This window comes from Bradyrhizobium monzae, from assembly GCF_021458635.1.
In the GTDB taxonomy this organism is placed as follows: domain Bacteria; phylum Pseudomonadota; class Alphaproteobacteria; order Rhizobiales; family Xanthobacteraceae; genus Bradyrhizobium.
In genome coordinates this window covers 404154-430266 of sequence record NZ_JAIRDQ010000003.1, presented here as the reverse complement: position 1 = coordinate 430266, position 26113 = coordinate 404154, and the positions used below count along the sequence as shown (strand labels likewise).

Sequence of the window (26113 nt, the reverse complement as noted above, 5' to 3'; positions counted from 1 at the left end):
GTGGGTGCAAGTGTTGGTAGCCGATAGCGGACGCAGCATCATTGCCGCGAGGCGGCCTTCTCTTGCCCGAACCCTGTCGGGGGACGCAACCGGCGAGATTGCCGTGCGGTATCTGCGCATGACGCAGATCGGCGGGCGTAACAAAGGCAGATGGCGGCCGTAAGGGCCACGGCCCAGGTGCCGTAGGGTGGGCAAAGCGATAGCGTGCCCACCAATTCCATCGATTTCTTGGAGAGATGGTGGGCACGGCGCTTTGCGCCTTTGCCCCCCTTGAGACGAGTGATCGGAAGCGGCTATTCCGCCATGCCGGCGCGGATCTCGGCGCGGAGCTCGTCGATCAGCTTGAGACCCTTCTTGGTCTCGATGTGCCAGAAGGTCCAGCCGTTGCAGGCCTGCGCGCCCTGCGCCGCCGCGCCCATGCGGTGGATCGAGCCGACCTTGTCGCCGAACATGATGGCGCCGTCGGCACGGACCAGCGCGCCAAGCTTCTTCTTGGCGTCGAACAGTTTCGTGCCGGGCATGATCATGCCGCGCTCGATCAGCTCGGAGAACGCCACGCGAGGTGCTTCGCGCGCGGTCATGAACGGGGCGAGGCTCTCTTCCGGCAGCGGCTCGACCGCGGCGATGCGCGCTTGCGCCGCCTTGGCGTAGGTCTTGTCGCGCTCGAAGCCGATATAGGAGCGGCCGAGGCGCTTGGCCACGGCGCCGGTGGTGCCGGTGCCGTTGAAGGGATCGATCACGAGGTCGCCGGGCTTCGACGACGACAGCAGCACGCGTGCGAGCAGGCCTTCCGGCTTCTGCGTCGGATGCACTTTCTTGCCGTCGGCGCCCTTGAGGCGCTCCTCGCCGGTGCAGAGCGGGATCAGCCAGTCGGAACGTGCCTGCACGTCCTCGTTGGCCGCCTTCAGCGCTTCGTAGTTGAAGGTATAGCCCTTGGCTTTTTCATCACGCGCGGCCCAGATCATGGTCTCGTGCGCGTTGGTGAAGCGACGGCCGCGGAAATTCGGCATCGGGTTGGTCTTGCGCCACACGATGTCGTTCAGGAGCCAGAAGCCGAGGTCCTGCATGATCGCGCCGACGCGGAAGATGTTGTGATAGGAGCCGATCACCCAGATCGTCGCCGACGGCTTCATCGCGCGGCGCGCGGCCAAGAGCCAGGCACGGGTGAAATCGTCATAGGCGGAGAATGAATCGAACTTGTCCCAGTCGTCGTTGACGGCATCGACGTGGGATTCGTCGGGGCGCTTGAGATCGCCCTTGAGCTGGAGATTGTAGGGCGGATCGGCGAACACGAGATCGACCGAACCAGTCTGAAGCTTCGACATCTCGGCGACGCAATCACCGAGGATGATGCTGTGCGAAGCGGACTCGAAATTTGTGCGGGGCGCCCTTGCAGACGCCCCGCGACGCGACACTACCATGACTCAAGGACTCTGACTCAGGCGACGCTGTCGGCGACGCGGGACCAAACAACCGACTGACCGTTACAATGAAGCGGCAAAGTAAAAATCGACTTAACCCGCTGCTTTCGTGAGCAGGCCGGCGATCGCGCATTGCGCGCGAGGCGCTGCGCGCATTTGCCGTGTTTTGCAGTGTGTTTCGCGTTTCTTCGCGTTGCGGGAGTGGCTGGAGCGGCAAAAAGACTCCAAATTTCTCTCGGAAAAAAATGCTTGGCCCTCGGAAAAAATTGCTGGCGTCGCACGCTCTCGCACTAGGCAATAATTGCCGAGCGGGATATTGATTAACGCAATGGAAATTTTACGTATGTGGCGCGTAGAGGTTTTCGCGTTTCCGCGTGCCCACGCCATGCAATCGCCGACCTGAGGGAAGCCCGCCATGCGCTACGATGATTTCCGCCGCAGCGACGACGTCGAGGATCGTCGCGACGACGGTGGTGGAGGATTTGGCGGCGGTGGAGGCGGCGGCGGGTTCGGCCTGCCGATGGGCGGTGGCGGCCTCGGCATCGGCACCATCATCGTGCTCGGCCTGGTCGGCTATGCGTTCGGCATCGATCCGCGCATCCTGATCGGCGGCGCCGAGATCCTCACCGGCGGCGGCCAGGCGCCGAGCTACCAGAGCGACCGTCCCTCGACGCAGGCCAAGCGCGGCGCGCCGACCGACGAGATGGGCAGCATGATCTCCGGCATCCTCGGCGAGATCGACGATCGCTGGAGCGAGATCTTCCAGGCCAGCGGCCAGTCCTACACCGGCCCGAAGGTGGTGCTGTTCCGCAACGCCACCAATGGCGGCCGCTGCGGCCGGGCGGAGTCGGCGATGGGGCCGTTCTACTGCCCGCCCGACCGCACCATCTTCCTCGACACCGGGTTCTTCCGCGAGGTCGAGACGCGCTTCCGCGGCTGCTCCGGCAAGTCAGCGTGCAATTTCACCACCGCCTACATCATCGCGCATGAAGCCGGCCATCACATCCAGAACCTGCTCGGCATCATTCCGAAGGTGACGCGTCTGCAGCAGCAGGCCGGCAGCAAGGCCGAGGCCAATGCGCTCCAGGTGAGGGTCGAATTGCAGGCCGACTGTCTGTCCGGTGTCTGGGTCAATCGCGAGGCGAAGAAGCGTCCGAACTTCCTCGAAGCCGGCGACATCGACGCCGCGCTGACCACGGCGAGCGCGATCGGCGACGATACGCTGCAGCGTCAGGCCACGGGGCGCGTCGTGCCCGATTCCTTCACCCACGGCTCGGCCGCGCAGCGCAAGCAGTGGTTCATGACCGGCTATCAGCAGGGCACGGTGCAGGCCTGCAACACGTTCGGCGGCGGCGGGCCGTAGCGCAGGTCTCGTGCCCCGGACGCAGCGCGGCGCTTCTTCAGCGGTGCGCTGCAGAGCCGGGGCCCACAATGCCGGTCCTTGCGTCTGTCACAATGGGTCCCGGCTCTGCGCAGCAGCGTTTCACGCTGCACCACGTCCGGGACACGAGAGGAATGAGCCATGGCCTCCATCGACGAGACAAAACAATTCATCCCGCTCAACATCGCGGTGCTCACCGTCTCCGACACGCGCGCGCTTGCGGATGACAAGTCCGGCCAGACGCTCGTCGACCGTCTCACTGCCGCCGGTCATCACCTCGCCGCGCGCGAGATCGTCACCGATGACGTCGAGGCCATCCGCGCCGTCATCCGCCGCTGGGTTGCAGACGCCGGCGTCGACGTCGTCATCACCACCGGCGGCACGGGCTTCACCGGACGCGACGTCACGCCGGAGGCGATCGAGCCGTTGTTCGAGAAGCGCATGGACGGCTTCTCCATCGCCTTCCACATGCTGAGCCACGCCAAGATCGGCACGTCGACGATCCAGAGCCGCGCCACCGCGGGCGTCACGGGTGCGACCTACATCTTTTGCCTGCCAGGCTCGCCCGGCGCCTGCCGCGACGGCTGGGACGGCATTTTGGCCGCCCAACTCGACTACCGCACACGGCCTTGCAATTTCGTCGAGATCATGCCGCGGCTGGACGAGCATCTGCGCAGGCCCAAGGCGCAGGGCGCGACGGTGTGATGCTCTCTTCCCTTCTCCCCTTGTGTGAGAAGGTGGCATAGGCGGCCTTCGGCCGCCGTTTCTCAGGAACGCCGAAGCGAAGCTTCGGCTATGGCGCCGGATGACGGGTATCTATCCGCGCGCGCTGAGTGCTCGGAGACATACCCCTCACCCAAGCGAGTTCGCATCTACGAGTATCGCAGCCCTCTCCTACAAGGGGAGAGGGCACTATAATCCGCATCACTCCGCAATCCGCAACGCGCATCGCGCAGCTACAGATCCCGCTCCCAGGTCTCGCCAACCAGATCGGCACCGAAGCTGTGGTGCTTCTCTTCCTTGACCATCTTGAATCCTGCGCTCTGATAGATGCCACGTGCGGCGACAAGAATGCTCTGCGTCCACAGCGTCATGCGGCGGTAGCCTCGCTCGCGCGCGCCCTGCATGCATTGCTCGACCAGCGCGCGGCCGACACCGAGCCCGCGGGCTTTCTTCTCCACCTGCAACAGGCGCAGCTTGGCGATCTCGTCGGTGGCCTTGACCAGAAAGACCGAGCCGACCGGTTCGCCGCCAACTTCAGCGATCCAGCAGTGCTCTCGAGTGGCGTCGTAATTCTTGATGAACTGTGCGCAGATCTCGGCGACCAACGCCTCGTAGCTGATGTCCCAGTTGTAGTCGGCGGCGTAGGCGGCGGCCTGCCGGGAGATGACCCAGCCCATGTCACCGACGTGATGGCTGCGCAGCACGACAGAAGCGGGCTGGTTTCGGCGTTGCTGCAGCACGGCCTCAATGGTCGCCATCGCCTGCGTGAGCCGCGTCGCATCGCCGGACGAAAGCTGCGCCAGCATGGCGGCGACCTCATTTTGCGAGCTCAGGCTCAGCTTGGCGAAGGTCTGGCGCCCCTTGGCGGTGAGGCTCAGCTGGTATTGCCTGCGATCTGCCGGCAGCGGCTTTCGTGTGATCAGGCCCTTCTCGTCGAAGCTCTGGACGATGCGGCTGAGATAGCCGGGGTCGAGACCGAGCTCGTTTCCGATCTCTTTGGCCGCAAGGTCGTCGCGATGCGCGAGCTCATAGAGCACGCGGGCCTCGCTGAGCGAAAACGGGCTGTTTCCCAGGTGCTGGTCGAGCACGCCGAGCTTGCGGGTATAGAAGCGGTTGAAGGCGCGAACCGCTGCGATCTGGTCGTCGGGACCGTCGATGGACATGGGACACCTCAATAATTGCTATTGTCAAATAATTATTTGACTTTGGCAAGTATCTGGTGGCCTCACGCGACCATGACGATCCGGCTGCGCAACAATGTCCGGGAGGAGCGGCCGAGCCGCCTGAGCAGCCGCGCCTCGGACCGCCGGGCCTGGGGCGGATAGCCGCCGATCCGGTCGTAATGATCCCGTGCGATCAAAAGTCCCTGATCGCCGAGGGGGCCGACCAGCATGCGCGCCACCGACCACAGGACGTCACGGAAGCCGGTATCGGCGTAAGGCGAGCGCGCGTAGCGGAACACCGCGGCCCGATCCCGGCCGCTGGTTGCGACGGCCTGGATGAATTGGGTGGTCTCCTCGATCCAGCCGGTGTCCAGCACCGCGCCGGCAGGGAGGAACATCAGCCACGGCGAACGCGCCTGGAGCGCGCCGGCGGCGAGTGCTGCGCCTTGCGAAGGTCCCTCGCAGCCAATGAAACGGCAGCCGGCGACGTCGGCAACGCGCTCGATGACGCCGTTGTGGGTGCCGTCGACCAGCAAGACTTCCTTGATGATGCCCGCCGCGGCACCGGGGACCAGCGCGGTCAGAGTTGCGACCGCGGTCTGCTCGACGCCTTCGGTCGGAATGATGACGCTCAGCATGATTGAGACTTCGATGTCCGCAATTCGGGAGAAGCGTAACTTGTTATGATGTTGTCATAAACACGCTGCGCTGCCGAGTGCAACTTTTCGGCTGCGCCTTGGCATGCGATGGTAAACCGGCGCGAGCCCAACGCAGCCGAATATGTCGTGCGCAGGTTGGTTACTTTGCCGAAAGTTTCGGCGAATTTCGGCTTCGTGAGCTTCAAACGGGGCGTTTCCCTGCCGATATCGTCAGAGGTGACGGCGCCGTTCCCTGAGATTGCATCGGCAATCTCCCATGACCGTGCGGATGGGAAAAACGTGCAAGCGCCGTCGCACAGAGCGGGGTGTGTCCAATGAACGCCGATCAACTTCCCATTGGCGCGACGTCGCCATTGCCGAAGCCGGACGCCGCGCCGACCTTGCGGATCCGCGCCGTGATGCTGGGCGAGCGCATCAATCCGTCGGGGCTCGAGATCGGCACGCTGGTGTCCTCGACGCCGGCTGCCTTCCGCGCCCATGGCGGCCTTGCCGTGATCTTCCGCTACGGCGTCGTGGTGCTGATCGGGCTGTTGCCGTCGGAGGAGAAGGTTCTCATCGACAGTCTCAAGTCGCGCGTGATCGGCGAGCTCAGCCCCTATGAGGAGGAGACTGCGCAGGCGCAGCTTTGCCACGACGAAAACGCCGAGGCGATCCAGCCGGGCGGGCCGATCAACCTCTCGAAGTTTTCCGACGAGCGGCTGCTGCTGATCGCGGACGCGCTCGCCAAGAGCACGTCGCTGGCGCGCGACGAGCGCCGCGTCGCTGCGGTCTTCGATGTCATCGAGCCCTTTGCGCGCGAGCTCGCCGAGAAAGGCCGGACGTCGCGGCGGCGCAAGGGCATCCTGCAGCTGATCGGCAACGCGCTGCTCGTCCAGCAGCGCGTCGCGGGCCGCGTCGCGGTTGCCGAAAAACCCGATGCGCTCTGGGAAAAGCCGCAGCTCGACCGGCTCTATGCGCGTCTCGAAGACGAGTACGAACTGAAGGAACGTCTCGACACGCTCGACCGCAAGCTCACGGTCGTAGCCGAGACGGCCGATGCGCTGACCGACATCATCGACACCCAGCGCTCGCTCCGGCTCGAGATCGCGGTGGTGGTGCTGATCCTGATCGAGGTGGTGATCGGGTGCGTGCAGATCTTTGCCGGGATTCACTGAGCTCAGCGGGCGAGATGCGCATGACTGTGCCCTCGCCCCTTGTGGGAGAGGGCAGCGATGCAAGGAGACACAAGTTCACTTGGGTGAGGGGTCTGTCTCCGCGCATTCATTTGCATGTGTGAGCGCGGACAGAACCCCTCATCCGGCGCCATAGCCGAAGCTTCGCTTCGGCGTTCCTGAGAACGGCGGCCGAAGGCCGCCTACGCCACCTTCTCCCACAAGGGGAGAAGGGAAGTAGGAGTTGCCGATCGGACCTCATCTCACCGCAGCATCGCGACGCAATGCCGTGCTATCATCAGTTCTTCATTGGTTGGAATCACGAACACCTCGACCGCGCTACCACCGCCACTGATACGTTCACGTCCTACGTCATTCGCCGCCGCATCGATGCGCACGCCGAGCCACGCGAGGCGTGCGCCGATCGCGCTGCGGATCTCCTTCGCGTGCTCGCCGATGCCGCCGGTGAAGACCAGACAGTCCAGTCCGCCGAGCGTGTTCGCCATCACCGCAACCTCCTGCGCCGCGCGGAAGACAAAGAGATCGACCGCCTCCCGGGCCGCAGGCTCGCTGCTCGCAAGCAGTGTCCGCATGTCCGCGGAGACACCGGAGACGCCGAGCAGGCCGGACTCGTGATAGAGCAAATGCTGCAAATCCTCGACCGACATTTTCTCGTGCTGCAACAGGTAAAGCAGCACGCCAGGATCGATGGTGCCGCAGCGCGTGCCCATCACGAGACCGTCGAGCGGTGTCAGCCCCATCGTGGTGTCGACGCTGCGGCCGTCGTGCAACGCGCAGAGGCTCGCGCCATTGCCGAGATGGGCGATGACGGTGCGCTTGGCTGCAAGCTCCGGCGCGATCCTTGCGAGCCGGCCCGCGACATATTCGAACGAGAGCCCGTGAAAGCCGTAGCGCCGGAGGCCGCGCGCCTCATAACGTCCCGGAATCGCGAAGCGGCTCGCCGGCGGCGAAAGGCCGTGATGGAAGGCGGTGTCGAAGCAGGCGATCTGTGTCAGCGAGGGGCGGAGCGCCCTGATGGTTCGGACCGGTGCCAGGCAGCGCGGCTGATGCAGCGGCGCCAGCGGCGTCAGCGCCTCCAGCTTGCCATAGACGTCGTCGGTCAGCGCGACGGGGCCGGAATAATCCGGACCACCATGGACGATGCGATGCCCCATGGCGCGCAGGCAGCCTTCGCCAAAACGGTCCTCGATGAAGCCGAGCACGTCGGCGAACAGATGACCCCCGTCCGTATCCGACGCCTCCCTCTGCTTCTCGAACAGCGTCTCGCCCGATGGGCCCTTTGCCACCAGCCGCGGCTTCGCCGCGTGCTCGTCAAGCAGGCCCTTGCAGAGCAGGGCAGGTTCGCTCGCCCCGATCTCGAACAGGCCGAACTTGATGCTCGACGAGCCTGCGTTGAGGACGAGCACCGCGTCAGAGGTCGGCATGACGTTAGCCCGCCTTGCCCGGCCAGCCCCAATCGCGGATCACAGGCATGTCCTCGCCATGTTCGCGCACGTAACGCGAATGCTCGATCAGCACATCGCGGAATTGCTGCTTCACGTGTGCGGCCTTGGTTGCGAGCCCCGGTACGCGCTCGATCGCCTCGATCGCGAGATGATAACGGTCGAGCTCGTTCAGCACGACCATGTCGAACGGCGTCGTGGTGGTACCTTCCTCGGCAAAGCCGCGCACATGCATGCCGGCATGGTTGGTGCGGTTATAGGTCAGCCGGTGGATCAGATGGGGATAGCCGTGATAGGCGAAGATGACAGGCTTGTCCGATGTGAACAGGCTGTCGAAGTCGCGATCCGAAAGCCCATGCGGGTGCTGCTCCTTCGGCTGCAGCGTCATGAGGTCGACGACATTGACGACGCGGATCCTCAGGTCCGGCAGCGCCTTGCGCAGCAGGTCGACGGCGGCGAGTGTTTCCAGGGTCGGGACGTCGCCGGCGCAGGCCATCACCACGTCGGGCTCGCGGTCGGTCTCCTCGTTGCCGGCCCACACCCAAATGCCGATGCCGGCATCGCAATGCGTCGCGGCTTCCTGCATCGATAGCCATTGCGGCGACGGCTGCTTGCCGGCGACGATGACGTTGATGCGATTGTAGGTGCGCAGGCAGTGGTCGGCGATCCACAGCAGGGTGTTGGCATCCGGCGGGAAGTAGATGCGGACGATATCGGCCTTCTTGTTGGCGACGAGGTCGACGAAGCCGGGGTCCTGATGGCTGAAGCCGTTATGGTCCTGCCGCCAGACATGCGAGGTCAGGAGATAGTTCAGCGAGGCGATCGGGCGGCGCCAGGGCAGGTGTCGCGTCACCTTCAGCCATTTGGCGTGCTGGTTGAACATGGAATCCACGATGTGGATGAAGGCCTCGTAGCAGGAGAAGAAACCGTGTCGTCCGGTGAGCAGATAGCCCTCCAGCCAGCCCTGGCAGAGATGCTCGCTCAGCACCTCCATCACGCGGCCGTCCTGCGCGAGATGCACGTCGTAAGGTTCGATCGGCTCCATCCAGACGCGTTCGGTGGTTTCGAACACAGCGTCGAGCCGGTTTGACGCGGTCTCGTCCGGGCCCATCAGGCGGAAGTTGCGCTCTTGCGCGTTGAGCCGGATGACGTCGCGCAAAAATTTGCCGAGCTGACGCGTCGCTTCCCCCGTGGCGGCACCGGGCTGCGGCACCTCCACGGCGAAGCTGCGGAAGTCCGGCAGCTTCAGTTCCTTCTTGAGAAGCCCGCCATTGGCATGCGGATTGGCGCCCATGCGGCGGATGCCTTCGGGCGCCAGCGCCTGAAGCTCCGGGACGAGCGCGCCGTTGCCGTCGAACAGTTTGTCCGGCTCGTAGCTGCGCATCCAGTCTTCGAGGATCCTCAGATGCGCCGGGTTCTCACGGCAGCTCGCAACGGGAACCTGATGCGCGCGCCAAAAACCCTCGACCTTCTTGCCGTCGACCTCCTTCGGACCCGTCCAGCCCTTCGGGCTGCGCAGCACGATCATTGGCGAGCGCGGCCGCTCGATGCTCTTTCGTCCGTCGCGGGCGTGCTGCTGGGTCGAGCGGATGCTGGCGAGCGCGACGTCGAGCGCGTCCGCCATGGCCCGGTGCATCAATTTGGGATCGTCGCCCTCGACGAACAGCGGTTCGTGGCCGAATCCGTGGAAGAGATCGCGGATCTCGCTGTCAGGCATCCGCCCGAGCACGGTCGGATTGGCGATTTTGTAGCCGTTGAGGTGGAGGATCGGCAGCACCGCGCCGTCATGGGCGGGGTTCAGGAACTTGTTCGAGTGCCAGGAGGCCGCGAGCGGGCCGGTCTCGGCCTCGCCGTCGCCGACGACGCAGGCGACGATCAGGTCGGGATTGTCGAACGCCGCGCCATAGGCATGCACCAGCGCGTAGCCGAGCTCGCCGCCTTCGTGGATTGAACCCGGCGTTTCCGGCGCCGCATGGCTGGGGATGCCGCCAGGGAAGGAGAACTGCCTGAAAAGCTTTCGCAATCCGTCCGCATCGCGCGCGATGTCTGGATAGATTTCGCTGTAGCTGCCTTCCAGATAAGTGTTGGCGACCATGCCTGGCCCGCCATGGCCGGGACCGCAGACGTAAAGCACGCTGAGATCCAGCGCGCGGATGACGCGGTTGAGATGGGCATAAATGAAGTTCAAGCCGGGCGTCGTGCCCCAATGGCCGAGCAGGCGCGGCTTGATGTGCTCGGGCCGCAAGGGCTCTCGCAATAGCGGATTGTCCAGGAGATAGATTTGCCCGACGGAGAGGTAGTTCGCGGCGCGCCAGTAGCGATCGAGGAGATCGAGTTCGCTGTTCGCGGCGCGCGATTGTTGTTGATTTGTCATGTTCCTGCCGGCCTCCGCCCTGCGACGCTCATCAACCGCGCTCCCGCGCGATCGATCCTTCGGCATCATCAAACGGGATTGCGGCGGCTCTACCGTTGCGTGAGATCAAAGGTCAGCGCGCGAAGTTTGGGCAGCTCTACTTTGCATGGGGTTGTTTTCGCGTTTTTCATTCTTGTTCTTGATTTGTTCTGTTGGCGTGCTATCTTGGCTTCATGAGTCCAGCTGCTTCTTCTGCTCTCAAGCACCCGCCGGTCACGGCGCCCTCCGAGCCGGCGGGTGCGCCTTCTGATTTCCCCGAGCTCGGGGTCGCCATCGACCGCGCGCGCAGGCGAGGGCGGGGCGCGCAGTCCAACGCCAGCGGCCGGTTCGAGGCCGAGGCCCGCGTCGCCTTCGACGACGGCTGGCAGAGCCTGGAAGAGCTGCCGCCGTTCAAGACCAGCGTTGCGGTGGACACGTCGCGCAAGGTGATCACCCGCAACGACTCGCCCGACATCGGCTTCGATCGTTCGATCAATCCCTATCGTGGTTGCGAGCATGGGTGCGTCTACTGCTTCGCGCGACCGACGCACGCCTATCTCGGCCTGTCGCCGGGGCTCGACTTCGAGTCAAAGCTGTTCGTGAAACCCGAGGCGCCGGCGCTGCTCGAGAAGGAGCTCGCGGCCGCCGGCTACGAGCCGCGGATGATTGCGATCGGCACCAACACCGATCCCTATCAGCCGATCGAACGCGAGCGCGAAATCATGCGGGGCATTCTGGAGGTGCTGGAACGCACCGGCCATCCCGTCGGCATCGTCACCAAGTCCGCGCTGGTCGTGCGCGACATCGACATTCTCGCGCGCATGGCCGAGCGCAACCTCGCCAAGGTCGCGATCTCGGTGACCTCGCTCGACCCGAAACTCGCGCGCACCATGGAGCCGCGCGCCTCGACGCCGCCGAAGCGGCTGGAGGCGCTGAAGCGGCTCTCGGAGGCCGGCATTCCGACAACGGTGATGGTCGCGCCCGTGATCCCCGCGCTGAACGATTCCGAGATCGAGCGCATCCTCGATGCCGCCGCGCATGCCGGCGTCAAGGAAGCCTCCTACGTGCTGCTGCGGCTGCCGCTCGAGGTGCGCGATCTCTTCCGCGAATGGCTGATGGCGAATTATCCGGACCGCTATCGCCACGTCTTCACGCTGATCCGCGACATGCGCGGCGGCCGCGACTACGATGCGAAATGGGGCGAGCGGATGAAGGGTACGGGTCCAATGGCCTGGACCATCGGCCGCCGCTTCGAGATCGCCTGCGACCGGCTCGGGCTGAACAAGCGCCGCGCGAAACTGACCGTGGATCATTTTGCGCGACCGAAACAGAACGGCGAGCAGCTCAGCCTGTTCTAGGGCGCGGAGCAAACGAGGTGTGTGATGAGTGAGGAACTGCCGGCTCCCGTACCACGGCTCACGGTGATCACGCTTGGCGTCAGTGACATCCGCGCCGGCATCGCCTTCTACGACGCGCTCGGGTTTTCGCGCCGGCTGAAAGCGACGGGCGATGCCGTTGCGTTCTTCGACACCGGCGGCCCGGTGCTCGGCCTGTTTCCCTGGGACCAGCTCGCAGCCGACGCGAAGCTGCCGGACGCTCCGAGGCCAACCACCTTCCGCGGCGTCACGCTCGCCTGGAACTGCGCGACGCGCGAGGAGGTCGATGCGGTGCTGGCGTTTGCGTTTAGCAAGGGCGCGACGCTGCTGAAGGCCGCGCACGAAACCGAATATGGCGGCTATTCCGGCTATTTTGCCGATCCCGACGGCCATCCCTGGGAGGTCGTGGTCGCACCCGGCATCGAGGTCGGTGACGACCGGCGGGTGCATCTGGCGGAGTAGGGCGACCCGCCTGAATAACGGGAATTGCGCCGGGTTCCCGGTTGCGCAAGCGGGTCGGCTTGCGCACGATCCCGGCCATGATTCGGGACAGGTCCGCCAAGACACCAGCCAACGACGCGCCAAAGAAGGTTGCGCCCGCGAAGGCCAGCTTCCGCCGCGAGCGCGTGCTAATCAAGCGCGGCATCTGGCCGATCGCAGGCTGTGACGAGGCCGGCCGTGGGCCGCTGGCAGGGCCCGTGGTGGCGGCCGCGGTGATTCTCGATCCCGACCGCATTCCGCGCGGCATCGACGATTCGAAGCGGTTGACGGCGGAGGAGCGCGAAAAACTGTTCGACAAGATCTGCGCGACCGCGCAAGTCTCGGTCGCCGTCGCCTCACCGGCCCGGATCGACCGCGACAACATCCTGCGCGCCTCGCTCTGGGCGCTGAAGCGTGCGGTGGTCGCGTTGCCCGAAGCGCCGAAGCACGTCTTCGTCGACGGCCGCGACCGGCTCGATACTGCTTGCGACTGCGAGGCCGTGATCGGCGGCGACGGTATCGTGCTGTCGATCGCGGCCGCCTCGATCGTCGCCAAGGTGACGCGCGACCGGCTGATGTGCGCGCTGGCGCAGGACTGCCCGGGCTACGGTTTCGAGCAGCACAAGGGCTATGGCGTGCCCGAGCATCTCGACGCGCTCAATCGCCTCGGCCCCACGATTCACCACCGCAGCTTCTTCGCCCCGGTCGCCGCCGCCCGTGCCAAGCACATGCCCTGGACCGTTGAGCCGGCGCGGGACCTGTTTGCGGTCACCGAGATCGAGGTGCAGGTGGAGACCACAGTTGAAATCGATGCCTCAGCAGGCCTCTAGCGTAGACTGCCGTTGCCACGACGCGTGGCGGCCTTTATCAAAACAGGCGTGAGCGAATAGGGCCGGCTGGATGGGTTGGCTGCATCTTGCGGGCGTTGCATGCGGTTTACCTCCCTGGTCATCGAGCTCATTCGCGCCCGGCCGCGGCTGATCGTCTGGATTGCCGTGCTGTTGCAGGCCGCGATGTGGCTGCTGGTGGCGCTTCTGTTCTATCGCAGCCCGCCCGGCAGCCTCGCGACCCTGCTGGCCTTCGGCCGCGAGTACCAGGTCGGCACTGATCTCGGCCCGCCGCTGTCGGTGTGGCTCGCCGATATCGCCTATCGTGCCGCCGGCGGCAACATGTTCGGCGTCTATGTCCTGGCCGAGCTCTGCGAGATCGCGACGTTCATCGCGCTCTATCACCTCGCGCGCGCAATGGTCGGCACCCAGCAGGCGGTGCTCGCCGTGCTCCTGACCATGACGGTGCTGGCCTTCTCCTCGTCGGCGCTCGACTTCGGCCCGCTGGTGCTGGCGCGGCCGCTCTGGACGCTGTTGCTGCTGCATTCCTGGCAGATCATCGGCCAGCGCCGCGGCAATGCCTGGTTCGCCTGGTCGATCGAGGCCGGCCTCTTGCTCCTGACCACGCCCGCCGCGATCTTCCTGCTCGCATTGCTCGTCATCTTCGCGCTCTCGACCGCCGGCGGCCGCCGGACATTGCGCGCGCTCGATCCGCTGTTCGCGGTCGTCGTCGTCGCCGTGCTGGCGCTGCCCTACGCCGTCTGGCTGATGCGCGCCGAGACCCTTGTGCTGCCGGCTCTGCCGCGAATTGCCGACCTCGGCGGCCGCGCGATCCACGCCGCCTGGCTGCTGGGCGGGCTCGTGCTCGGTGCGGTGGCGGTTCCAGTGCTGACCTTCCTCAACACCCCCCTGTTCGCAGGCAAAAGCGAGGAGGCGCCGATCATCTACCGCCCGCCGGTCGCGCCGCTCGCACGTAATTTCGTCTATTTCTTTGCGATCGCGCCCGCGCTCGGAGCTGTCCTGATCTCCGGACTGTTCGGGCTCAATGCCGTCGTCGGCGGTGCCGGCGTGGTGCTGGTCATGTCGGGCCTCGCCATGGTCGTCGTGGCCGGCGATCTCATCGCGGTGCGCCGCGCCCGGATGCTGCGCACGGTGTGGATAGCGGCCATCGTGGCTCCGGCGGCGGGCATCGTGCTGGCCGTTTTGTTCCTGCCCTGGAGCGGCACCGGCGAGATCGCGACATCGATGCCGGCGCGCGCGATCTCGGACTTCTTCGATGAGAGCTTTGCCCGCCGCACCAACCACCGCCTGCGCGCGGTCGCAGGTGAAACCGAGCTTGCGAGCCTGATCACGCTGCACTCCGGGCGGCCGCATCTGTTCATCGATGCCGCGCCCGCGCGTACGCCGTGGATGTCACAGGCAAAATTCAGCGATACCGGCGGCGTCGTGGTCTGGCGCGCCTCCGATACCGCCGGCACCCCGCCGCCCGAAATCCTCGCGCGCTTTCCCGGCATCGTGCCGGAAGTGCCGCGCGCCTTCGAATGGCTGGTCAATGGCCGTCAGGGATTGTTGCGCATCGGCTGGGCGATCGTGCGCCCGAAGGGAACGCCAGGCTAGCGCGGGCGTCGTCATTGCAATGACGGGGCGGGAGTGGGCTGCTCCTTACGATCCCGCCAGCAGCTTCGCGATCGCGCGCAGATCCTGCCAGGCCAGCCGCTTGTAGGACGGCGAGCGCAAGAGATAGGCCGGGTGGAAGGTCGGCAGCGCGCGGATGGTGCGCTGGCCGGTGTCATAGTCGAACCAGCGTCCGCGCGTCCGCATGATGCCTTCTCGCGTCGAGAGCAGCGTCTGCGTCGAGGGATTGCCGAGCGTCACCAGCACGTCGGGGTTCACCAATTCGATATGACGCTGGATGAAGGGCAGGCAGATCTGCGTCTCCTGCGGCGTCGGCGTGCGGTTGCCGGGTGGCCGCCAGGGAATGACGTTGGTGATGTAGGCCGTGGTGCGGTTCAGCCCGATCGCACCGATCATGAGGTCGAGCAGCTTGCCGCTGCGCCCGACGAACGGAAGTCCCTCGATATCCTCGTCGCGGCCCGGCGCCTCGCCGACGAACATGATGCGCGCCTGCGGATTGCCGTCAGCGAAGACCAGCCGCGTCGCAGTGTGCTTGAGCGCGCAGCCCTCGAAGTTCTGCATGAGCTCGCGCAAAGCCTCGAGCGTTGGCGCGGTGCGCGCAGCCTCGCGGGCCGAGGCGATGGCGACGTCGGGCGCCGGTGCGGCCTCGCCACGTATCACCGCAGGCGCGGCGACAGGCCGCGGTGCTTCGACCGGCGCTGCGCGCGGGGCCGGCGGCGGGACGTCTAATTCCGCCAGGCGGTCGACCGGTTCCTCCGCGAGCGCGCAATCGACACCGGCCTCCAGATAGAAGGCGAGCAGTTCTCGGACGGTGGGTGCGGGCTCGGGGATCATTTGGAAAGTCAGACTATTAGTTCATCTTAAGGCGCCTTGCATCCCAGCGGAACGCATTTCCGTGGTTGTCCTACCCGGAAAAATCGGAAACAAGGGAGCGCAAACGACAAGGAACCGTCTCAAGGGCTGAGATCAGATGAGCACCGAAGAACTTCCCCCGCGCGAATCCATGGAATTCGACGTCGTCATCGTCGGCGCCGGCCCCTCGGGCCTGGCTGCGGCGATCCGGCTGAAGCAGATCAATGCCGATCTCAACGTCGTCGTGGTGGAGAAGGGCTCCGAGGTCGGTGCACACATTCTCTCCGGCGCCGTGATTGATCCGGCCGGGCTCGACAAGCTGATCCCGGACTGGCGCGAAGATTCCGATTGCCCGCTGAAGACGCAGGTCAAGGATGACCGCTTCTACTGGATGACGGCTGGCGGCGCGATCAAGCTGCCGAACTTCATCATGCCGCCGCTGATGGACAACCATCACTGCTATATCGGCTCGCTCGGCAATGTCTGTCGCTGGCTGGCGCGCAAGGCCGAGGCGCTCGGCGTCGAGATCTACCCGGGCTTCGCCGCCGCCGAAGTGCTCTATGACGAAAAGGGCGCGGTGAAGGGCATCGCCACCGGCGACATGGGCATCGGCCGCGACGGCAAGCCGAAGGACTCCTTCACCCGCGGCATGGAGTTGCTCGGCAAGTATACGCTGTTCGCCGAAGGCGCGCGCGGCAGCCTGACCAAGCAGCTGATCGCCAAGTTCGCGCTCGATTCCAACAGCGAGCCCGCGAAGTTCGGCATCGGCCTCAAGGAAGTCTGGCAGATCGATCCTGCCAAGCACCAGAAGGGCATGATTCAGCATTCGTTCGGCTGGCCGCTCGACCTGAAGACCGGCGGTGGTTCGTTCCTCTATCATTACGACGACAATCTCGTCGCCGTCGGCTTCGTCGTGCATCTGAACTACGACGATCCGTATCTGTCGCCGTTCGACGAATTCCAGCGCTTCAAGACGCATCCGTCGATCCGCGGCACCTTCGAAGGCGCCAAACGCCTTGCTTACGGCGCGCGGGCCATCACCGAGGGCGGCTACCAGTCGGTGCCGAAGCTGACGTTCCCCGGCGGCGCGCTGGTCGGCTGCGCGGCCGGCTTCGTCAACGTGCCCCGCATCAAGGGCGTGCACAATGCGACGGGCACCGGCATGCTCGCCGCGGAACATGTCGCGGCCGCGCTCGCGGCCGATCGTGCCAACGACGAGATCTTCGACTACGAGAACGCGTGGCGGTCCTCATCAGTCGGCAAGGATCTATTCCTGGTCCGCAACGTCAAGCCGCTGTGGTCGAAGTTCGGCACCGTGGTCGGTGTCGCGCTCGGCGGCTTCGACATGTGGTTCAACACACTATTCGGCACCTCGCTGTTCGGCACGCAGTCACATGCCAAGCCCGATCGCTCGACACTCGATCCGGCCAAGAGCCACGCGCCCAGGAACTATCCGAAGCCGGACGGCAAGATCTCGTTCGACAAGCTGTCCTCGGTGTTCCTGTCCAACACCAATCACGAGGAAGATCAGCCGATCCACCTCCGGGTGGCCGACATGAACCTTCAGAAGATGTCCGAGCACGACGTCTTCGCCGGTCCCTCGAACCGCTATTGCCCGGCCGGCGTCTATGAGTGGGTCGAGGAAGGTTCGGGCCCGCGCTTCCAGATCAACGCCCAGAACTGCGTACATTGTAAAACCTGTGACGTGAAGGACCCCAACGGAAACATCACCTGGGTTCCCCCCGAGGGCGGTGGCGGTCCGAACTACGAGGCGATGTAAGGGCGCGCCAGGCGTCCAAAGGGGTCCGAAGGGTGATATGGCGCACGTTCGCGTGAGAGCGGGAGCACCACCCGTGCCCCTGGGAGCACCACGGGTGCCCCCGGTCACGATAAGGCCATACTAGCGGCGTCTTGGGGCTCTCTTGGCCGATTTGGGGCGTGCGGAGGGGATCGCCCGGTCCGAATCCTTGCGGTGAAGCGCCAAAAGCGGCATTGTCCGGACCCGACGGTTCCGGGTCCCTGTCGCCGGCCGCGTTCGCGTGCGAGACGGCCTTTTGCTTCAAACCCAGGCACTACCAACTCAAGGCGAGCCCTGATGTTTTCAAATCGTTTCAACCGCTGGACTGCTGCTGCCATCGCCCTTGCCGGCTCTGCGATCGTGGCGGTCCCTGGCGGAGTGCTGGCGCAGACGCCGGATCATCCGGCCGACACGGCAGCGCAGTTTCCGACCCGAAACGATCTGAAGTCGCTCACCACCGCCGGCAGCTATCTCGCCGCCCGTCACGCCAGCGTCGAGCGCGACGCGACGTCGGCCGCCGCCTTCTACCGCTCCGCGCTGCGGACCGACCCCAAGAACAACGAGCTGCTCGACCGCGCGTTCATCGCCTCGGTCGGCGATGGCGACATCGAGGAAGCGGTCAAGCTCGCCGAACGCATCCTCACCATCGACAAGACCAATCGCGTCGCGCGCCTGGTGGTCGGCGTGCATGATTTGAAGCTGAAGAAATATCCGAGCGCGCAAAGCAACATCAACCAGTCGATTCGCGGACCGATCACCGATCTCGTCGCAACGCTGCTGTCCGGCTGGGCCGCCTATGGTGCGGGCGATGCCAAGGGCGCGGTTGCGACCATCGACAAGCTGGCGGGCCCGGAATGGTATCCGCTGTTCAAGGACCTGCACGCCGGCATGATCCTCGAGAACGCCGGCAAGGAGAAGGACGCGGGCGTCCGCTTCGAGCGCGCCTACAAGCTCGACGATTCCATGCTGCGCGTCAGCGAGGCCTATGCACGCTGGCTGTCGCGCAACAAGGACGCCGCCTCGGCGACCGCAATCTATGAGGCGTTCGACAAGAAGCTCGCCCGTCATCCGCTGATCGTGGAAGGCCTGCGCGAGACTAAGGCCGGCAAGAAGATGCCGTCGCTGGTCGATTCCGCGCAGGCGGGTGCGGCCGAGGCGCTCTACGGCATCGGCGCCACGCTGACCCGTCGCGGTGGCGAGGATCTCGCGCTGGTCTATCTCCAGCTCGCGCTCTATCTCCAGCCCACTCATCCGCTGGCCTTGCTCTCTCTCGCCGACCTCTATGAATCGGTGAAGCGGCCGCAGATGGCGATCAAGATCTATGAGCGCGTACCGTCGAGCTCGCCTTTGAAGCGCAATGCGCAGATCCAGCTCGCCATCGATCTGGATTCCGCCGACCGCACCGACGAGGCGATCAAGATCCTCAAGGGCGTGACCGCCGAGGATTCCAAGGATCTCGAAGCCATCATGGCGCTCGGCAATCTCGAGCGCGGCCGCAAGAAATTCGGCGACTGCGGCGCGACCTATTCGCGGGGCATCGACGTGCTGCCGGCCGGCAACGACAAGGCCAACAGCGTCTGGTACTACTACCGCGGCATCTGCGAGGAGCGCACCAAGGAGTGGGGCAAGGCCGAAGCCGACATGAAGAAGGCGCTCGAGCTGCAGCCCGACCAGCCGCATGTCCTCAACTATCTCGGCTATTCCTGGATCGACCAGGGCGTGAACCTCGACGAAGGCATGAAGATGATCAAGCGTGCCGTCGAGCAGCGGCCCGACGACGGCTACATCGTCGATTCGCTCGGCTGGGCTTATTACCGCATCGGCAACTACGAAGAGGCGGTGAAGAACCTCGAGCGCGCGATCGACCTGAAGCCCGAGGATCCCACCATCAACGACCATCTCGGCGACGCCTATTGGCGCGTCGGCCGCACGCTGGAAGCAAAATTCCAGTGGGCGCACGCCCGCGATCTCAAGCCCGAGGCGGACGATCTGCCGAAGATCGAGGCCAAGATCGCCAACGGCATGACCGATGACAATTCGAACTCTTCGGCCGCGCAGGCGGACAAGAAGAAGGACGACGGCAAGGGCGGCTAACTGAGTGACTGGGGGCGTGTCGCCGATGCCGGCGTTGGTTGAAGAAGGGCGCGCGAAGGTCAATCTGAGCCTTCGCGTGGTTGGCCGTCGTGCCGACGGCTATCATGATCTCGAAAGCGTGGTTGCGTTTGCCGATTGTGCCGACCGGCTCACGCTGGAGCCGGGTGGCGAGCTCAGGCTTGCGACCACGGGGCCGCTTGCCGCGGCCTGCGGCGAGACATCAGACAATCTCGTGTTCAAGGCCGCAAAACTGCTGGCCGATGCGGTGCCGAATTTGAAGCTCGGCGCCTTCGCGCTCGACAAGGTCTTGCCGGTCGCAGCCGGTATCGGCGGCGGTTCGGCCGATGCAGCAGCCGCGCTGCGCCTTCTCGCGCGCCTCAACAATCTGTCGCTCGATGATCCCCGGCTCCGGAAGGTCGCGCTCGCGACCGGCGCCGACGTACCGGTGTGCCTGTTCTCGCGCGCCTGCGACATGACCGGCGTCGGCGAGCAGTTGCTGCCGCTGGCGCTGCCAAGCATGCCGTGCGTGATGGTCAACCCGCGCGTGCCGGTTGCGACCAAGGACGTGTTCCAGGAGTTGGGCCTGCGCAACGGCGAATTGCTGGTCGGCGCGACCGATGTGCTCGAGGCTCCGGCCTGGCCGGAGCAGGGCGGGTCAATCGCCGATTGGGTCGAGGTTCTCGAAACCGTCGCCAATGATCTCGAAGCCCCTGCGCTGCGCATCGAACCCGTCATCGGCGACGTGCTGGGCGCTTTGCGCTCTTCCGCCGGCGTCAAGCTGGCGCGGATGTCCGGCTCGGGCGCGACGTGCTTTGCGATCTACGGCGCGTCCGCGGGGGCGCACGCCGCCGCCGAGACAATTCGGCGCGACCATCCCGGCTGGTGGGTGCACGCGGGAACGTTGAGCTAGCCCGCGCCATCCTCGGCAAGCCCGAGAAACTGCCGGATCTCACCCAGCACCTGCTCTGGCTTGTCATGCTGCAGCCAGTGCCCGGCACCCGCGATGGTCTCGATCCGCGCCTGCTGGAAATGGCGCTCCAGTCCCGTCGACCTTGCACCGGCGAGAAAGCTTTCGCCGGCATTGAGCAGCAGCGTCGGGCAGGCGATGCGCGACCACAGCGCGACGTGGTCGTCCGGCCAGAGCCGATGCGGCGCGGAGGCGCGCTGGTAGGGATCGAACTTCCAGCTATAGGTGCCGTCCTCGTTCCGGCGTGCCCCGTGTGTTGCAAGGTGCAGTGCGAGGTCGCGGGCGAGGCGCTTGTTGTGAAGCACCATCTGCGCGGCCGCGTCCTCGAGGGTCGCATAGCGGCGCGGGGTTCGGTCGTGCAGCCTGTCGAGCTGGCTGACCCATCTGCCGATGCGCTCATGCGTCGGAGGCTTCGGTGCATCAGGCAGCATCGTCACGCCGTCGAGAACGACGAGCTTCGTGACCTGCTCGGGGAATGAGCCTGAAAAGATCAGGCTCACCATTCCGCCCATCGAATGGCCGATGAGGGTCACTTGAGGCACTGCGATGCTGCGGATGAGCTGGGCGAGATCGTAGACATACTCGGTCAGCGCGTAGCTGCCGCCTTTGGTCCAATCGGAATCGCCATGGCCACGCAGGTCGGGCGCGATCACATGGAAATGCGGTTGCAGCGAGCGGGCGATGGCATCCCAGCTCCGGCAATGATCGCGGCCGCCATGGACCAAGACAAGTGGCGGCGCGTCCTCGTTGCCCCAGTCGGCATAATGCAGCCGCAGGCCGTGGGACTCGTAATAGCGACTTTGCGGGGCGAGCATCATTTCGCAGCCTGCTATCCATTCACCGGCCGGCGCGCCAACGCGAGCGACAGGCCAAGGCCGGCAATGAAGACGCCGGAGCCTTGCGTGAGGCGACGCATCAGACGCGGCCGTTCGATCAGTTGCGCGCGAGTTGCAGATGCCATCAGCACCACGACGACATCGACGAGCGTGTTCAGTTTCACCGAGATGGCGCCGAGCATGATGAATTGCAGCGTGGGGCTCGTTCCCGCGGGATCGAGAAATTGCGGAATGAAGGCGAGGAAGAACGCTGCGGTCTTCGGGTTCAACGCCTCGACCAGCACGCCGTCACGGAACGCACGCTTGTCCCCGACAGGCTCGCTCGCGAGCGACGGCGTCCGTCCGGCGCTGCGAAAGGTCTTGATGCCGAGCCAGACCAGATACAACGCGCCAACGAGCTTCACGACGGTGAACAGCTCGGCGCTCGCCAGGATGATCGCGGAGATGCCGAGACTGCCTGCGACGACATGGACCAATCCGCCCAGCGCCGTGCCCGCTGTCGAGGCAAAGCCGCTGGCGCGTCCTTCCGACAGGGTTCGCGCCGCGACGTAGAAGATGCCGGGGCCGGGAATGACGGCAATGAGAATTGCGGCGGCGAGGAACAGCCAGAAATTCGTATCGATCATCCCGGTTTCGTAGCGCAGCGCGCCGCGATTGCAAGGCCTGTCGTTTAGCCCATGCGCCGGAAGATCGCGCTGGCATTCACCCCGCCGAAGCCAAAGCCGTTGGAGATGGCGTTGAGCATCGGCATCGGCCGGGCGCTGCCTGCGACAATGTCGATACCCTCGGCGTTTGCGTCCGGATTTTCAAAATTGAGCGTCGGTGGCGCGATCTGGTCGCGCAAGGCGAGCACGGTGAAAATCGCCTCCAGGCCGCCGGCGGCACCGAGCAGATGGCCGGTGGCCGATTTGGTCGCGCTGACCGCGATGGCGTTGTCGCGGCCGAACAGCGCAGCGATCGCGCCGAGCTCGCTCTCGTCGCCGGCCGGCGTCGACGTCGCATGCGCGTTGAGATGCTGCAAATCCGCCGGCGCAAGGTTCGCCTGGCGCAGCGCGATCTCCATCGCGCGGCGGGCGCCGTCGCCATCGGGCGGACCCGACGTCATGTGATAGGCATCCGCTGTGGTGCCATATCCGACGATCTCGGCGATCGGCGTGGCGCCGCGCGCGAGCGCATGTTCCAGTTCCTCGATCACCAGAACGCCGGCGCCTTCGCCCATGACGAAGCCGTCGCGGTCGCGATCGAACGGGCGCGAGGCGCGCGCGGGCTCGTCGTTGAAGGAGCTCGACAGCGCGCGTGCTGCCGCAAAGCCGCCGAGGCTGACGATATCGATGCAGGCTTCCGCACCGCCGCAGATCGCGACATCGGCTTCGTCTGCGCGGATCATGCGCGCGGCATCGCCGATCGCCTGCACGCCGGCGGCACACGCCGTGACCGGCGTGCCCAGCGCGCCCTTGTAGCCGTATTTGATCGAGACGTGGCCGGCGGCGAGATTGGCGAGAAACGAGGGGATCGTGAATGGTGACAGCCGACGCGGGCCGCGCTGCTCGGTGATGCGCACGGCCTCCGCCATTGCCGGGAAGCCGCCGACGCCGGAGCCGATGATGGTCGCGGTCCGCTCCAGTGACGCTGCATCTTGCGGCGTCCATTTGGCCTGCGCGACTGCCTCTGCGGTGGCGAGCAGCGCAAACAGGATGAAGCGGTCCATCTTGCGCTGATCTTTTGGTGCGGCGGCCTGCGCCGGATCGAAACCGCCGTCTGCGTCGTCGGCCTTGTCTGGGACGAGACCGGCGATACGCGCGGGCAGCGCCTGCGACCATTGGGGCAGCGGGCGCAATCCGCTCTGTCCGGCGAGCAGCCGGCGCCAGGACAATTCGACACCACAGCCGAGCGGCGACACCGCGCCCATTCCCGTCACGACGATACGACGCATGTCAGTCTCCAACCGGCGCGACCGCCGGGTTCATGGCTTTGAGCGAAGTGAGCCGCCGGCGCATCAGGCGGCTCGCGCCGGGGCCTGCGATCACCACCGCATTGGCGAGCGTGATCGGCTGCCTACCGGTGGCATCGACCACGACCGGATCGAGCGGGCGGCGATCGTCCCGGTTCGCCAGCAGGATGGATTTGCCCTTCGGCGCGAGATGCTTGTTGCCCCAGGCGAGCAGCGTGGCGATCACGGGGAAAAAATCCCGCGCCTTGTCCGTCAGCACATATTCGTAACGCGGCGGCCGTTCGTGATAGCGGCGGCGGACGAACATGCCGGTCTTGGCGAGATGGGCGAGACGCCGCGATAGAATGTTCGGCGCGATGCCGAGATTGCGCTCGAATTCGTCGAACCGCGTCGAGCCCTGAAACGCATCCCGCAGGATCAGGATGCTCCACCACTCGCCGACCGTCTCCACGGCACGGCCGACCGGGCATTCCAGGATCGAAGCGGATTTGGGCTGCATGATGAGAAGGTAGGGCATTGACTTGCAAAATGCAAGTTACTCGGCGCTCGTGCCCCGGACGCTGCACACGCCTCTTGGCTCTGCGCAGCAGCGTTTCACGCCGCAGCGCGTCCGGGACACGAGAGGGAGGGGCTGTGTATATCTATCGCCGTCACCCTGAGGCGCGAGCGCAGCGAGCCTCGAAGGGCGAACGGCCCGGCTGCATCTCGGCCGTGCATCCTTCGAGGCTCCCGGCACGATGCTTTGCATCGTGCCGCTCGCGCCTCAGGATGACGGCGCTAACAACAGTGCGACTGGAGGAGCGTCAGGCCTTCGCTTAATGCGACCGTGCCAGGCAGAACGCCACCACCTGTTCCAGCGCGCTCTTCATCGGCGAGGACGGGAACAGCGCCAGCGCGTCGACGGCCATGGCACCGTAGTGGTGCGCGCGGCTGATTGTGTCATCGAGTGCGCGGTGCTTGTTCATCAGCCCGAGGGCGTGATCGAGATCGCTGTCGCCGATCTCGCCGCGCTCGAGTGCCCGGATCCAGAAGGCGCGCTCGGTGTCGTTGCCGCGGCGGAAGGCGAGCACGACGGGGAGTGTGATCTTGCCCTCGCGGAAATCGTCACCGGTGTTCTTGCCGAGCTTTGCGCTTTTGCCGCCATAGTCGAGCACGTCGTCGACGAGCTGGAAGGCGATGCCGAGATTCATGCCGACCGAACGGCAGGCGGTCTGCTCGGCCTTCGGGCGATTGGCGATCACGGGGCCAACTTCGCAGGCGGCGGCGAACAGCTCGGCGGTCTTGCCTCGGATCACGGCGAGATATTCGTCCTCGGTGGTCGCGGTGTTCTTGGCGGCGGCCAGCTGCATCACCTCGCCCTCGGCGATGGTGGCGGCGGCCGCGGAAAGGATGTCGAGCGCGCGCAGCGAGCCGACCTCGACCATCATGCGGAAGGCCTGGCCGAGCAGGAAGTCGCCGACCAGCACGCTGGCCTCATTGCCCCAGAGCATGCGCGCGGAGAGCTTGCCGCGCCGCATCTCGCTCTCGTCGACGACGTCGTCGTGGAGCAGGGTCGCGGTGTGCATGAACTCGACGGAGGCCGCCAGCTTGATGTGGCCGTCGCCGGTGTAGCCGGCGAGATTCGCCATGGCGAGCGTCAGCATCGGCCGCAGGCGCTTGCCGCCGGAGGAGATCAGATGGTTGGCCACTTCCGGGATCATGGTCACGTCCGACCCGGTCCGCGACAGGATCGTGGCGTTGACGCGCTCCATGTCGGGAGCGACAAGGGCAACCAGCTCTTCGATCGACGCGCCGGGAGTTTCGAAAGGTACGATGACGGCCACGCCGGTCTCCAATATTTGCCCCGGAGGGGCTATTCTGATGGAAAGACCATAGAAACTGGACGGGGATGCGGCAAGGCCTGTGGAACCATTGACATTTGCCGCTCACCCCTTTCAGGCAGGAGGCTCGTTTGCGTGAACTGGTTCGGACCAACGATATCGTGTTGGTGTCGGCGATTGGCGCGCTGCTCGACGGCGCCAATATCCATCATCTGGTGCTGGACCAGAACATGAGCATCATCGAGGGCTCGCTCGGCGTCCTGCCGCGGCGGATACTGGTCCATGAGGACGATGCCATCGAGGCCCGGCAGCTCCTGACCGAGGCCGGACTCAGCCACGAACTGCGCGGCGATGATTGACGTCGTCACAGATATTACCGAGGACGCCTTTCTCGGCGGGCAATTGCTCCTGAGGCAGAGGCGATCCGGCCACCGCGCAGGACACGATGCCATCCTGCTTGCGGCGGCGACCGAGGCCCGCGCTGGCGACCGTGTGGTGGATCTCGGCGCCGGCGTCGGCACGGCCGGGCTGGCGCTGGCCCGGCGCGTGGCCGGGGTCAATCTCTGCCTCGTCGAGATCGATCCGGAACTGGCCGGGCTCGCGCGCACCAATGCGGCCGCGAATGCGATTGCCGCGGAGGTGATTGTGCTCGACGTCACGGCGGATGCGCAGGCTTTTGCGGCACATGGGCTCATGCCCGACAGCGCTGACTGCGTGTTGATGAACCCGCCCTTCAACGATTTCGCGCGGCACCGCGGCTCGCCGGACCAGGCGCGTCACACTGCGCATGTCGCGACCGAGGAGACGCTGCATGCCTGGGTGCATGCAGCGCGACGCGTCCTTCGATCGAACGGCGTGCTGACCCTGATCTGGCGCGCGGATGGTGTCGCGGACGTTTTGGCCGCGCTGTCACGCGGCTTCGGCAGCGTGTCGGTCCTGCCGGTTCATGGCGAAGCGGGAAGGCCTGCAATCCGCGTGCTGGTGCGCGCCGTCAAGGGCGGCCGGGCGCCGCTGCGATTGCTGCCGGGCCTCATGCTCAATGATGAGTCAGGCGTGCCTAAAAAAGAGGTGAGGAATATTCTGGAAGGGAGAGCGGTCTTGCCGCTGGCAGAGCCTTGACGGCT

The 26113-nt window shown here is 65.4% G+C and carries 23 protein-coding genes; 12 read left to right on the top strand and 11 right to left on the bottom strand.

All coding sequences use genetic code 11. The annotated features are described in order from the left end of the window. Positions 1-293: 293 nt before the first annotated feature. Complete coding sequence (locus tag K3F49_RS15550) at positions 294-1421, bottom strand: site-specific DNA-methyltransferase (protein WP_276575383.1); 1128 nt, start codon at positions 1419-1421, stop codon at positions 294-296. Positions 1422-1836: 415 nt separating this feature from the next. On the opposite strand from K3F49_RS15550, the gene ypfJ reads away from it, so the two are divergent. Together ypfJ and moaB are read left to right on the top strand one after the other, a co-directional pair. Next, on the top strand, positions 1837-2784 hold the full coding sequence (gene ypfJ / locus K3F49_RS15545; RefSeq protein WP_234681813.1) for a KPN_02809 family neutral zinc metallopeptidase: 948 nt from the start codon (positions 1837-1839) through the stop codon (positions 2782-2784). A gap of 159 nt (positions 2785-2943) precedes the next feature. Beyond that, entirely contained in the window at positions 2944-3507 is a 564-nt protein-coding gene (gene moaB, locus K3F49_RS15540; RefSeq protein WP_234681812.1) for a molybdenum cofactor biosynthesis protein B, read from the top strand. A gap of 251 nt (positions 3508-3758) precedes the next feature. Here moaB and K3F49_RS15535 read toward each other — a convergent pair whose 3' ends face one another. Both K3F49_RS15535 and K3F49_RS15530 read right to left on the bottom strand, forming a co-directional pair. After that, complete coding sequence (locus K3F49_RS15535) at positions 3759-4688, bottom strand: bifunctional helix-turn-helix transcriptional regulator/GNAT family N-acetyltransferase (protein ID WP_234681811.1); 930 nt, start codon at positions 4686-4688, stop codon at positions 3759-3761. A gap of 62 nt (positions 4689-4750) precedes the next feature. Beyond that, positions 4751-5326 carry a glycosyltransferase family protein gene (locus tag K3F49_RS15530; RefSeq protein ID WP_234681810.1) on the bottom strand — a complete coding sequence of 192 codons (576 nt, stop codon included), beginning with the start codon at positions 5324-5326 and terminating at the stop codon, positions 4751-4753. 335 nt (positions 5327-5661) lie between these two features. Between K3F49_RS15530 and K3F49_RS15525 the strand changes: the two genes are divergently transcribed. Next, on the top strand, positions 5662-6501 hold the full coding sequence (locus K3F49_RS15525; RefSeq protein ID WP_234681809.1) for an RMD1 family protein: 840 nt from the start codon (positions 5662-5664) through the stop codon (positions 6499-6501). Between the two features lie 260 nt (positions 6502-6761). On the opposite strand, the gene K3F49_RS15520 is transcribed toward K3F49_RS15525, so the two are convergent. Both K3F49_RS15520 and K3F49_RS15515 read right to left on the bottom strand, forming a co-directional pair. Continuing rightward, entirely contained in the window at positions 6762-7943 is a 1182-nt protein-coding gene (locus K3F49_RS15520) for an acetate/propionate family kinase (protein WP_234681808.1), read from the bottom strand. A gap of 4 nt (positions 7944-7947) precedes the next feature. Continuing rightward, a complete protein-coding gene (locus K3F49_RS15515; RefSeq protein ID WP_234681807.1) occupies positions 7948-10335 on the bottom strand; it encodes a phosphoketolase family protein in 2388 nt (795 codons plus the stop codon). A 212-nt stretch (positions 10336-10547) separates the two neighbouring features. Here K3F49_RS15515 and K3F49_RS15510 point away from each other — a divergent pair, with 212 nt between their 5' ends. From K3F49_RS15510 to K3F49_RS15495, 4 genes are all read left to right on the top strand, one after another. Next, positions 10548-11711, top strand: a complete 1164-nt coding sequence (locus K3F49_RS15510; protein ID WP_234681806.1) for a PA0069 family radical SAM protein — start codon at positions 10548-10550, stop codon at positions 11709-11711. Between the two features lie 24 nt (positions 11712-11735). Beyond that, positions 11736-12191, top strand: a complete 456-nt coding sequence (locus K3F49_RS15505; RefSeq protein WP_234681805.1) for a VOC family protein — start codon at positions 11736-11738, stop codon at positions 12189-12191. 77 nt (positions 12192-12268) lie between these two features. Further along, the gene (locus K3F49_RS15500) at positions 12269-13039 is read left to right on the top strand and encodes a ribonuclease HII (RefSeq protein ID WP_234681804.1); all 771 of its coding nucleotides are present in this window, start codon (positions 12269-12271) and stop codon (positions 13037-13039) included. Between the two features lie 99 nt (positions 13040-13138). Further along, positions 13139-14653, top strand: coding sequence for a glycosyltransferase family 39 protein (locus K3F49_RS15495; RefSeq protein ID WP_234681803.1), 1515 nt, complete (start codon positions 13139-13141; stop codon positions 14651-14653). Between the two features lie 45 nt (positions 14654-14698). On the opposite strand, the gene K3F49_RS15490 is transcribed toward K3F49_RS15495, so the two are convergent. Continuing rightward, complete coding sequence (locus tag K3F49_RS15490; protein WP_234681802.1) at positions 14699-15505, bottom strand: uracil-DNA glycosylase; 807 nt, start codon at positions 15503-15505, stop codon at positions 14699-14701. A gap of 136 nt (positions 15506-15641) precedes the next feature. Between K3F49_RS15490 and K3F49_RS15485 the strand changes: the two genes are divergently transcribed. From K3F49_RS15485 to K3F49_RS15475, 3 genes are all read left to right on the top strand, one after another. Beyond that, entirely contained in the window at positions 15642-17303 is a 1662-nt protein-coding gene (locus K3F49_RS15485) for an electron transfer flavoprotein-ubiquinone oxidoreductase (RefSeq protein ID WP_234681801.1), read from the top strand. 315 nt (positions 17304-17618) lie between these two features. Continuing rightward, complete coding sequence (locus K3F49_RS15480; RefSeq protein ID WP_234681800.1) at positions 17619-19415, top strand: tetratricopeptide repeat protein; 1797 nt, start codon at positions 17619-17621, stop codon at positions 19413-19415. A gap of 25 nt (positions 19416-19440) precedes the next feature. Then, positions 19441-20325, top strand: a complete 885-nt coding sequence (locus K3F49_RS15475) for a 4-(cytidine 5'-diphospho)-2-C-methyl-D-erythritol kinase (RefSeq protein WP_234681799.1) — start codon at positions 19441-19443, stop codon at positions 20323-20325. On the opposite strand, the gene K3F49_RS15470 is transcribed toward K3F49_RS15475, so the two are convergent. From K3F49_RS15470 to K3F49_RS15450, 5 genes are all read right to left on the bottom strand, one after another. Further along, on the bottom strand, positions 20322-21197 hold the full coding sequence (locus tag K3F49_RS15470; RefSeq protein ID WP_234681997.1) for an alpha/beta fold hydrolase: 876 nt from the start codon (positions 21195-21197) through the stop codon (positions 20322-20324). The genes K3F49_RS15475 and K3F49_RS15470 overlap by 4 nt on opposite strands. A 14-nt stretch (positions 21198-21211) precedes the next feature. Continuing rightward, positions 21212-21844 carry a LysE family translocator gene (locus K3F49_RS15465; RefSeq protein WP_234681798.1) on the bottom strand — a complete coding sequence of 211 codons (633 nt, stop codon included), beginning with the start codon at positions 21842-21844 and terminating at the stop codon, positions 21212-21214. A 44-nt stretch (positions 21845-21888) separates the two neighbouring features. After that, positions 21889-23151 (bottom strand): beta-ketoacyl-ACP synthase II, encoded by a 1263-nt coding sequence (gene fabF, locus K3F49_RS15460; protein WP_234681797.1) that lies wholly within the window; start codon positions 23149-23151, stop codon positions 21889-21891. A gap of 1 nt (position 23152) precedes the next feature. Beyond that, positions 23153-23668: a winged helix-turn-helix transcriptional regulator gene (locus K3F49_RS15455; RefSeq protein ID WP_234681996.1), complete on the bottom strand. Its 516-nt coding sequence runs from the start codon at positions 23666-23668 to the stop codon at positions 23153-23155. A gap of 316 nt (positions 23669-23984) precedes the next feature. Continuing rightward, the gene (locus K3F49_RS15450) at positions 23985-24992 is read right to left on the bottom strand and encodes a polyprenyl synthetase family protein (RefSeq protein WP_234681796.1); all 1008 of its coding nucleotides are present in this window, start codon (positions 24990-24992) and stop codon (positions 23985-23987) included. 128 nt (positions 24993-25120) lie between these two features. Between K3F49_RS15450 and K3F49_RS15445 the strand changes: the two genes are divergently transcribed. Further along, on the top strand, positions 25121-25348 hold the full coding sequence (locus tag K3F49_RS15445) for a putative signal transducing protein (RefSeq protein ID WP_027529147.1): 228 nt from the start codon (positions 25121-25123) through the stop codon (positions 25346-25348). Then, entirely contained in the window at positions 25341-26108 is a 768-nt protein-coding gene (locus K3F49_RS15440) for a tRNA1(Val) (adenine(37)-N6)-methyltransferase (protein ID WP_234681795.1), read from the top strand. Before K3F49_RS15445 ends, K3F49_RS15440 begins: the two co-directional genes overlap by 8 nt. Positions 26109-26113 lie beyond the last annotated feature (5 nt).

Coding starts and splice junctions, on each gene's coding strand:
- K3F49_RS15480 (WP_234681800.1), top strand. CDS start 17,619: ATGTTTTCAAATCGTTTCAACCGCTGGACTGCTGCTGCCATCGCCCTT.
- K3F49_RS15495 (WP_234681803.1), top strand. CDS start 13,139: ATGCGGTTTACCTCCCTGGTCATCGAGCTCATTCGCGCCCGGCCGCGG.
- K3F49_RS15490 (WP_234681802.1), bottom strand. CDS start 15,505: ATGATCCCCGAGCCCGCACCCACCGTCCGAGAACTGCTCGCCTTCTAT.
- fabF (WP_234681797.1), bottom strand. CDS start 23,151: ATGCGTCGTATCGTCGTGACGGGAATGGGCGCGGTGTCGCCGCTCGGC.
- K3F49_RS15455 (WP_234681996.1), bottom strand. CDS start 23,668: ATGCAGCCCAAATCCGCTTCGATCCTGGAATGCCCGGTCGGCCGTGCC.
- K3F49_RS15475 (WP_234681799.1), top strand. CDS start 19,441: ATGCCGGCGTTGGTTGAAGAAGGGCGCGCGAAGGTCAATCTGAGCCTT.
- K3F49_RS15500 (WP_234681804.1), top strand. CDS start 12,269: ATGATTCGGGACAGGTCCGCCAAGACACCAGCCAACGACGCGCCAAAG.
- K3F49_RS15520 (WP_234681808.1), bottom strand. CDS start 7,943: ATGCCGACCTCTGACGCGGTGCTCGTCCTCAACGCAGGCTCGTCGAGC.
- K3F49_RS15485 (WP_234681801.1), top strand. CDS start 15,642: ATGAGCACCGAAGAACTTCCCCCGCGCGAATCCATGGAATTCGACGTC.
- K3F49_RS15440 (WP_234681795.1), top strand. CDS start 25,341: ATGATTGACGTCGTCACAGATATTACCGAGGACGCCTTTCTCGGCGGG.
- moaB (WP_234681812.1), top strand. CDS start 2,944: ATGGCCTCCATCGACGAGACAAAACAATTCATCCCGCTCAACATCGCG.
- K3F49_RS15550 (WP_276575383.1), bottom strand. CDS start 1,421: ATGGTAGTGTCGCGTCGCGGGGCGTCTGCAAGGGCGCCCCGCACAAAT.
- K3F49_RS15515 (WP_234681807.1), bottom strand. CDS start 10,335: ATGACAAATCAACAACAATCGCGCGCCGCGAACAGCGAACTCGATCTC.
- K3F49_RS15465 (WP_234681798.1), bottom strand. CDS start 21,844: ATGATCGATACGAATTTCTGGCTGTTCCTCGCCGCCGCAATTCTCATT.
- K3F49_RS15525 (WP_234681809.1), top strand. CDS start 5,662: ATGAACGCCGATCAACTTCCCATTGGCGCGACGTCGCCATTGCCGAAG.
- ypfJ (WP_234681813.1), top strand. CDS start 1,837: ATGCGCTACGATGATTTCCGCCGCAGCGACGACGTCGAGGATCGTCGC.
- K3F49_RS15505 (WP_234681805.1), top strand. CDS start 11,736: ATGAGTGAGGAACTGCCGGCTCCCGTACCACGGCTCACGGTGATCACG.
- K3F49_RS15535 (WP_234681811.1), bottom strand. CDS start 4,688: ATGTCCATCGACGGTCCCGACGACCAGATCGCAGCGGTTCGCGCCTTC.
- K3F49_RS15510 (WP_234681806.1), top strand. CDS start 10,548: ATGAGTCCAGCTGCTTCTTCTGCTCTCAAGCACCCGCCGGTCACGGCG.
- K3F49_RS15530 (WP_234681810.1), bottom strand. CDS start 5,326: ATGCTGAGCGTCATCATTCCGACCGAAGGCGTCGAGCAGACCGCGGTC.
- K3F49_RS15470 (WP_234681997.1), bottom strand. CDS start 21,197: ATGCTCGCCCCGCAAAGTCGCTATTACGAGTCCCACGGCCTGCGGCTG.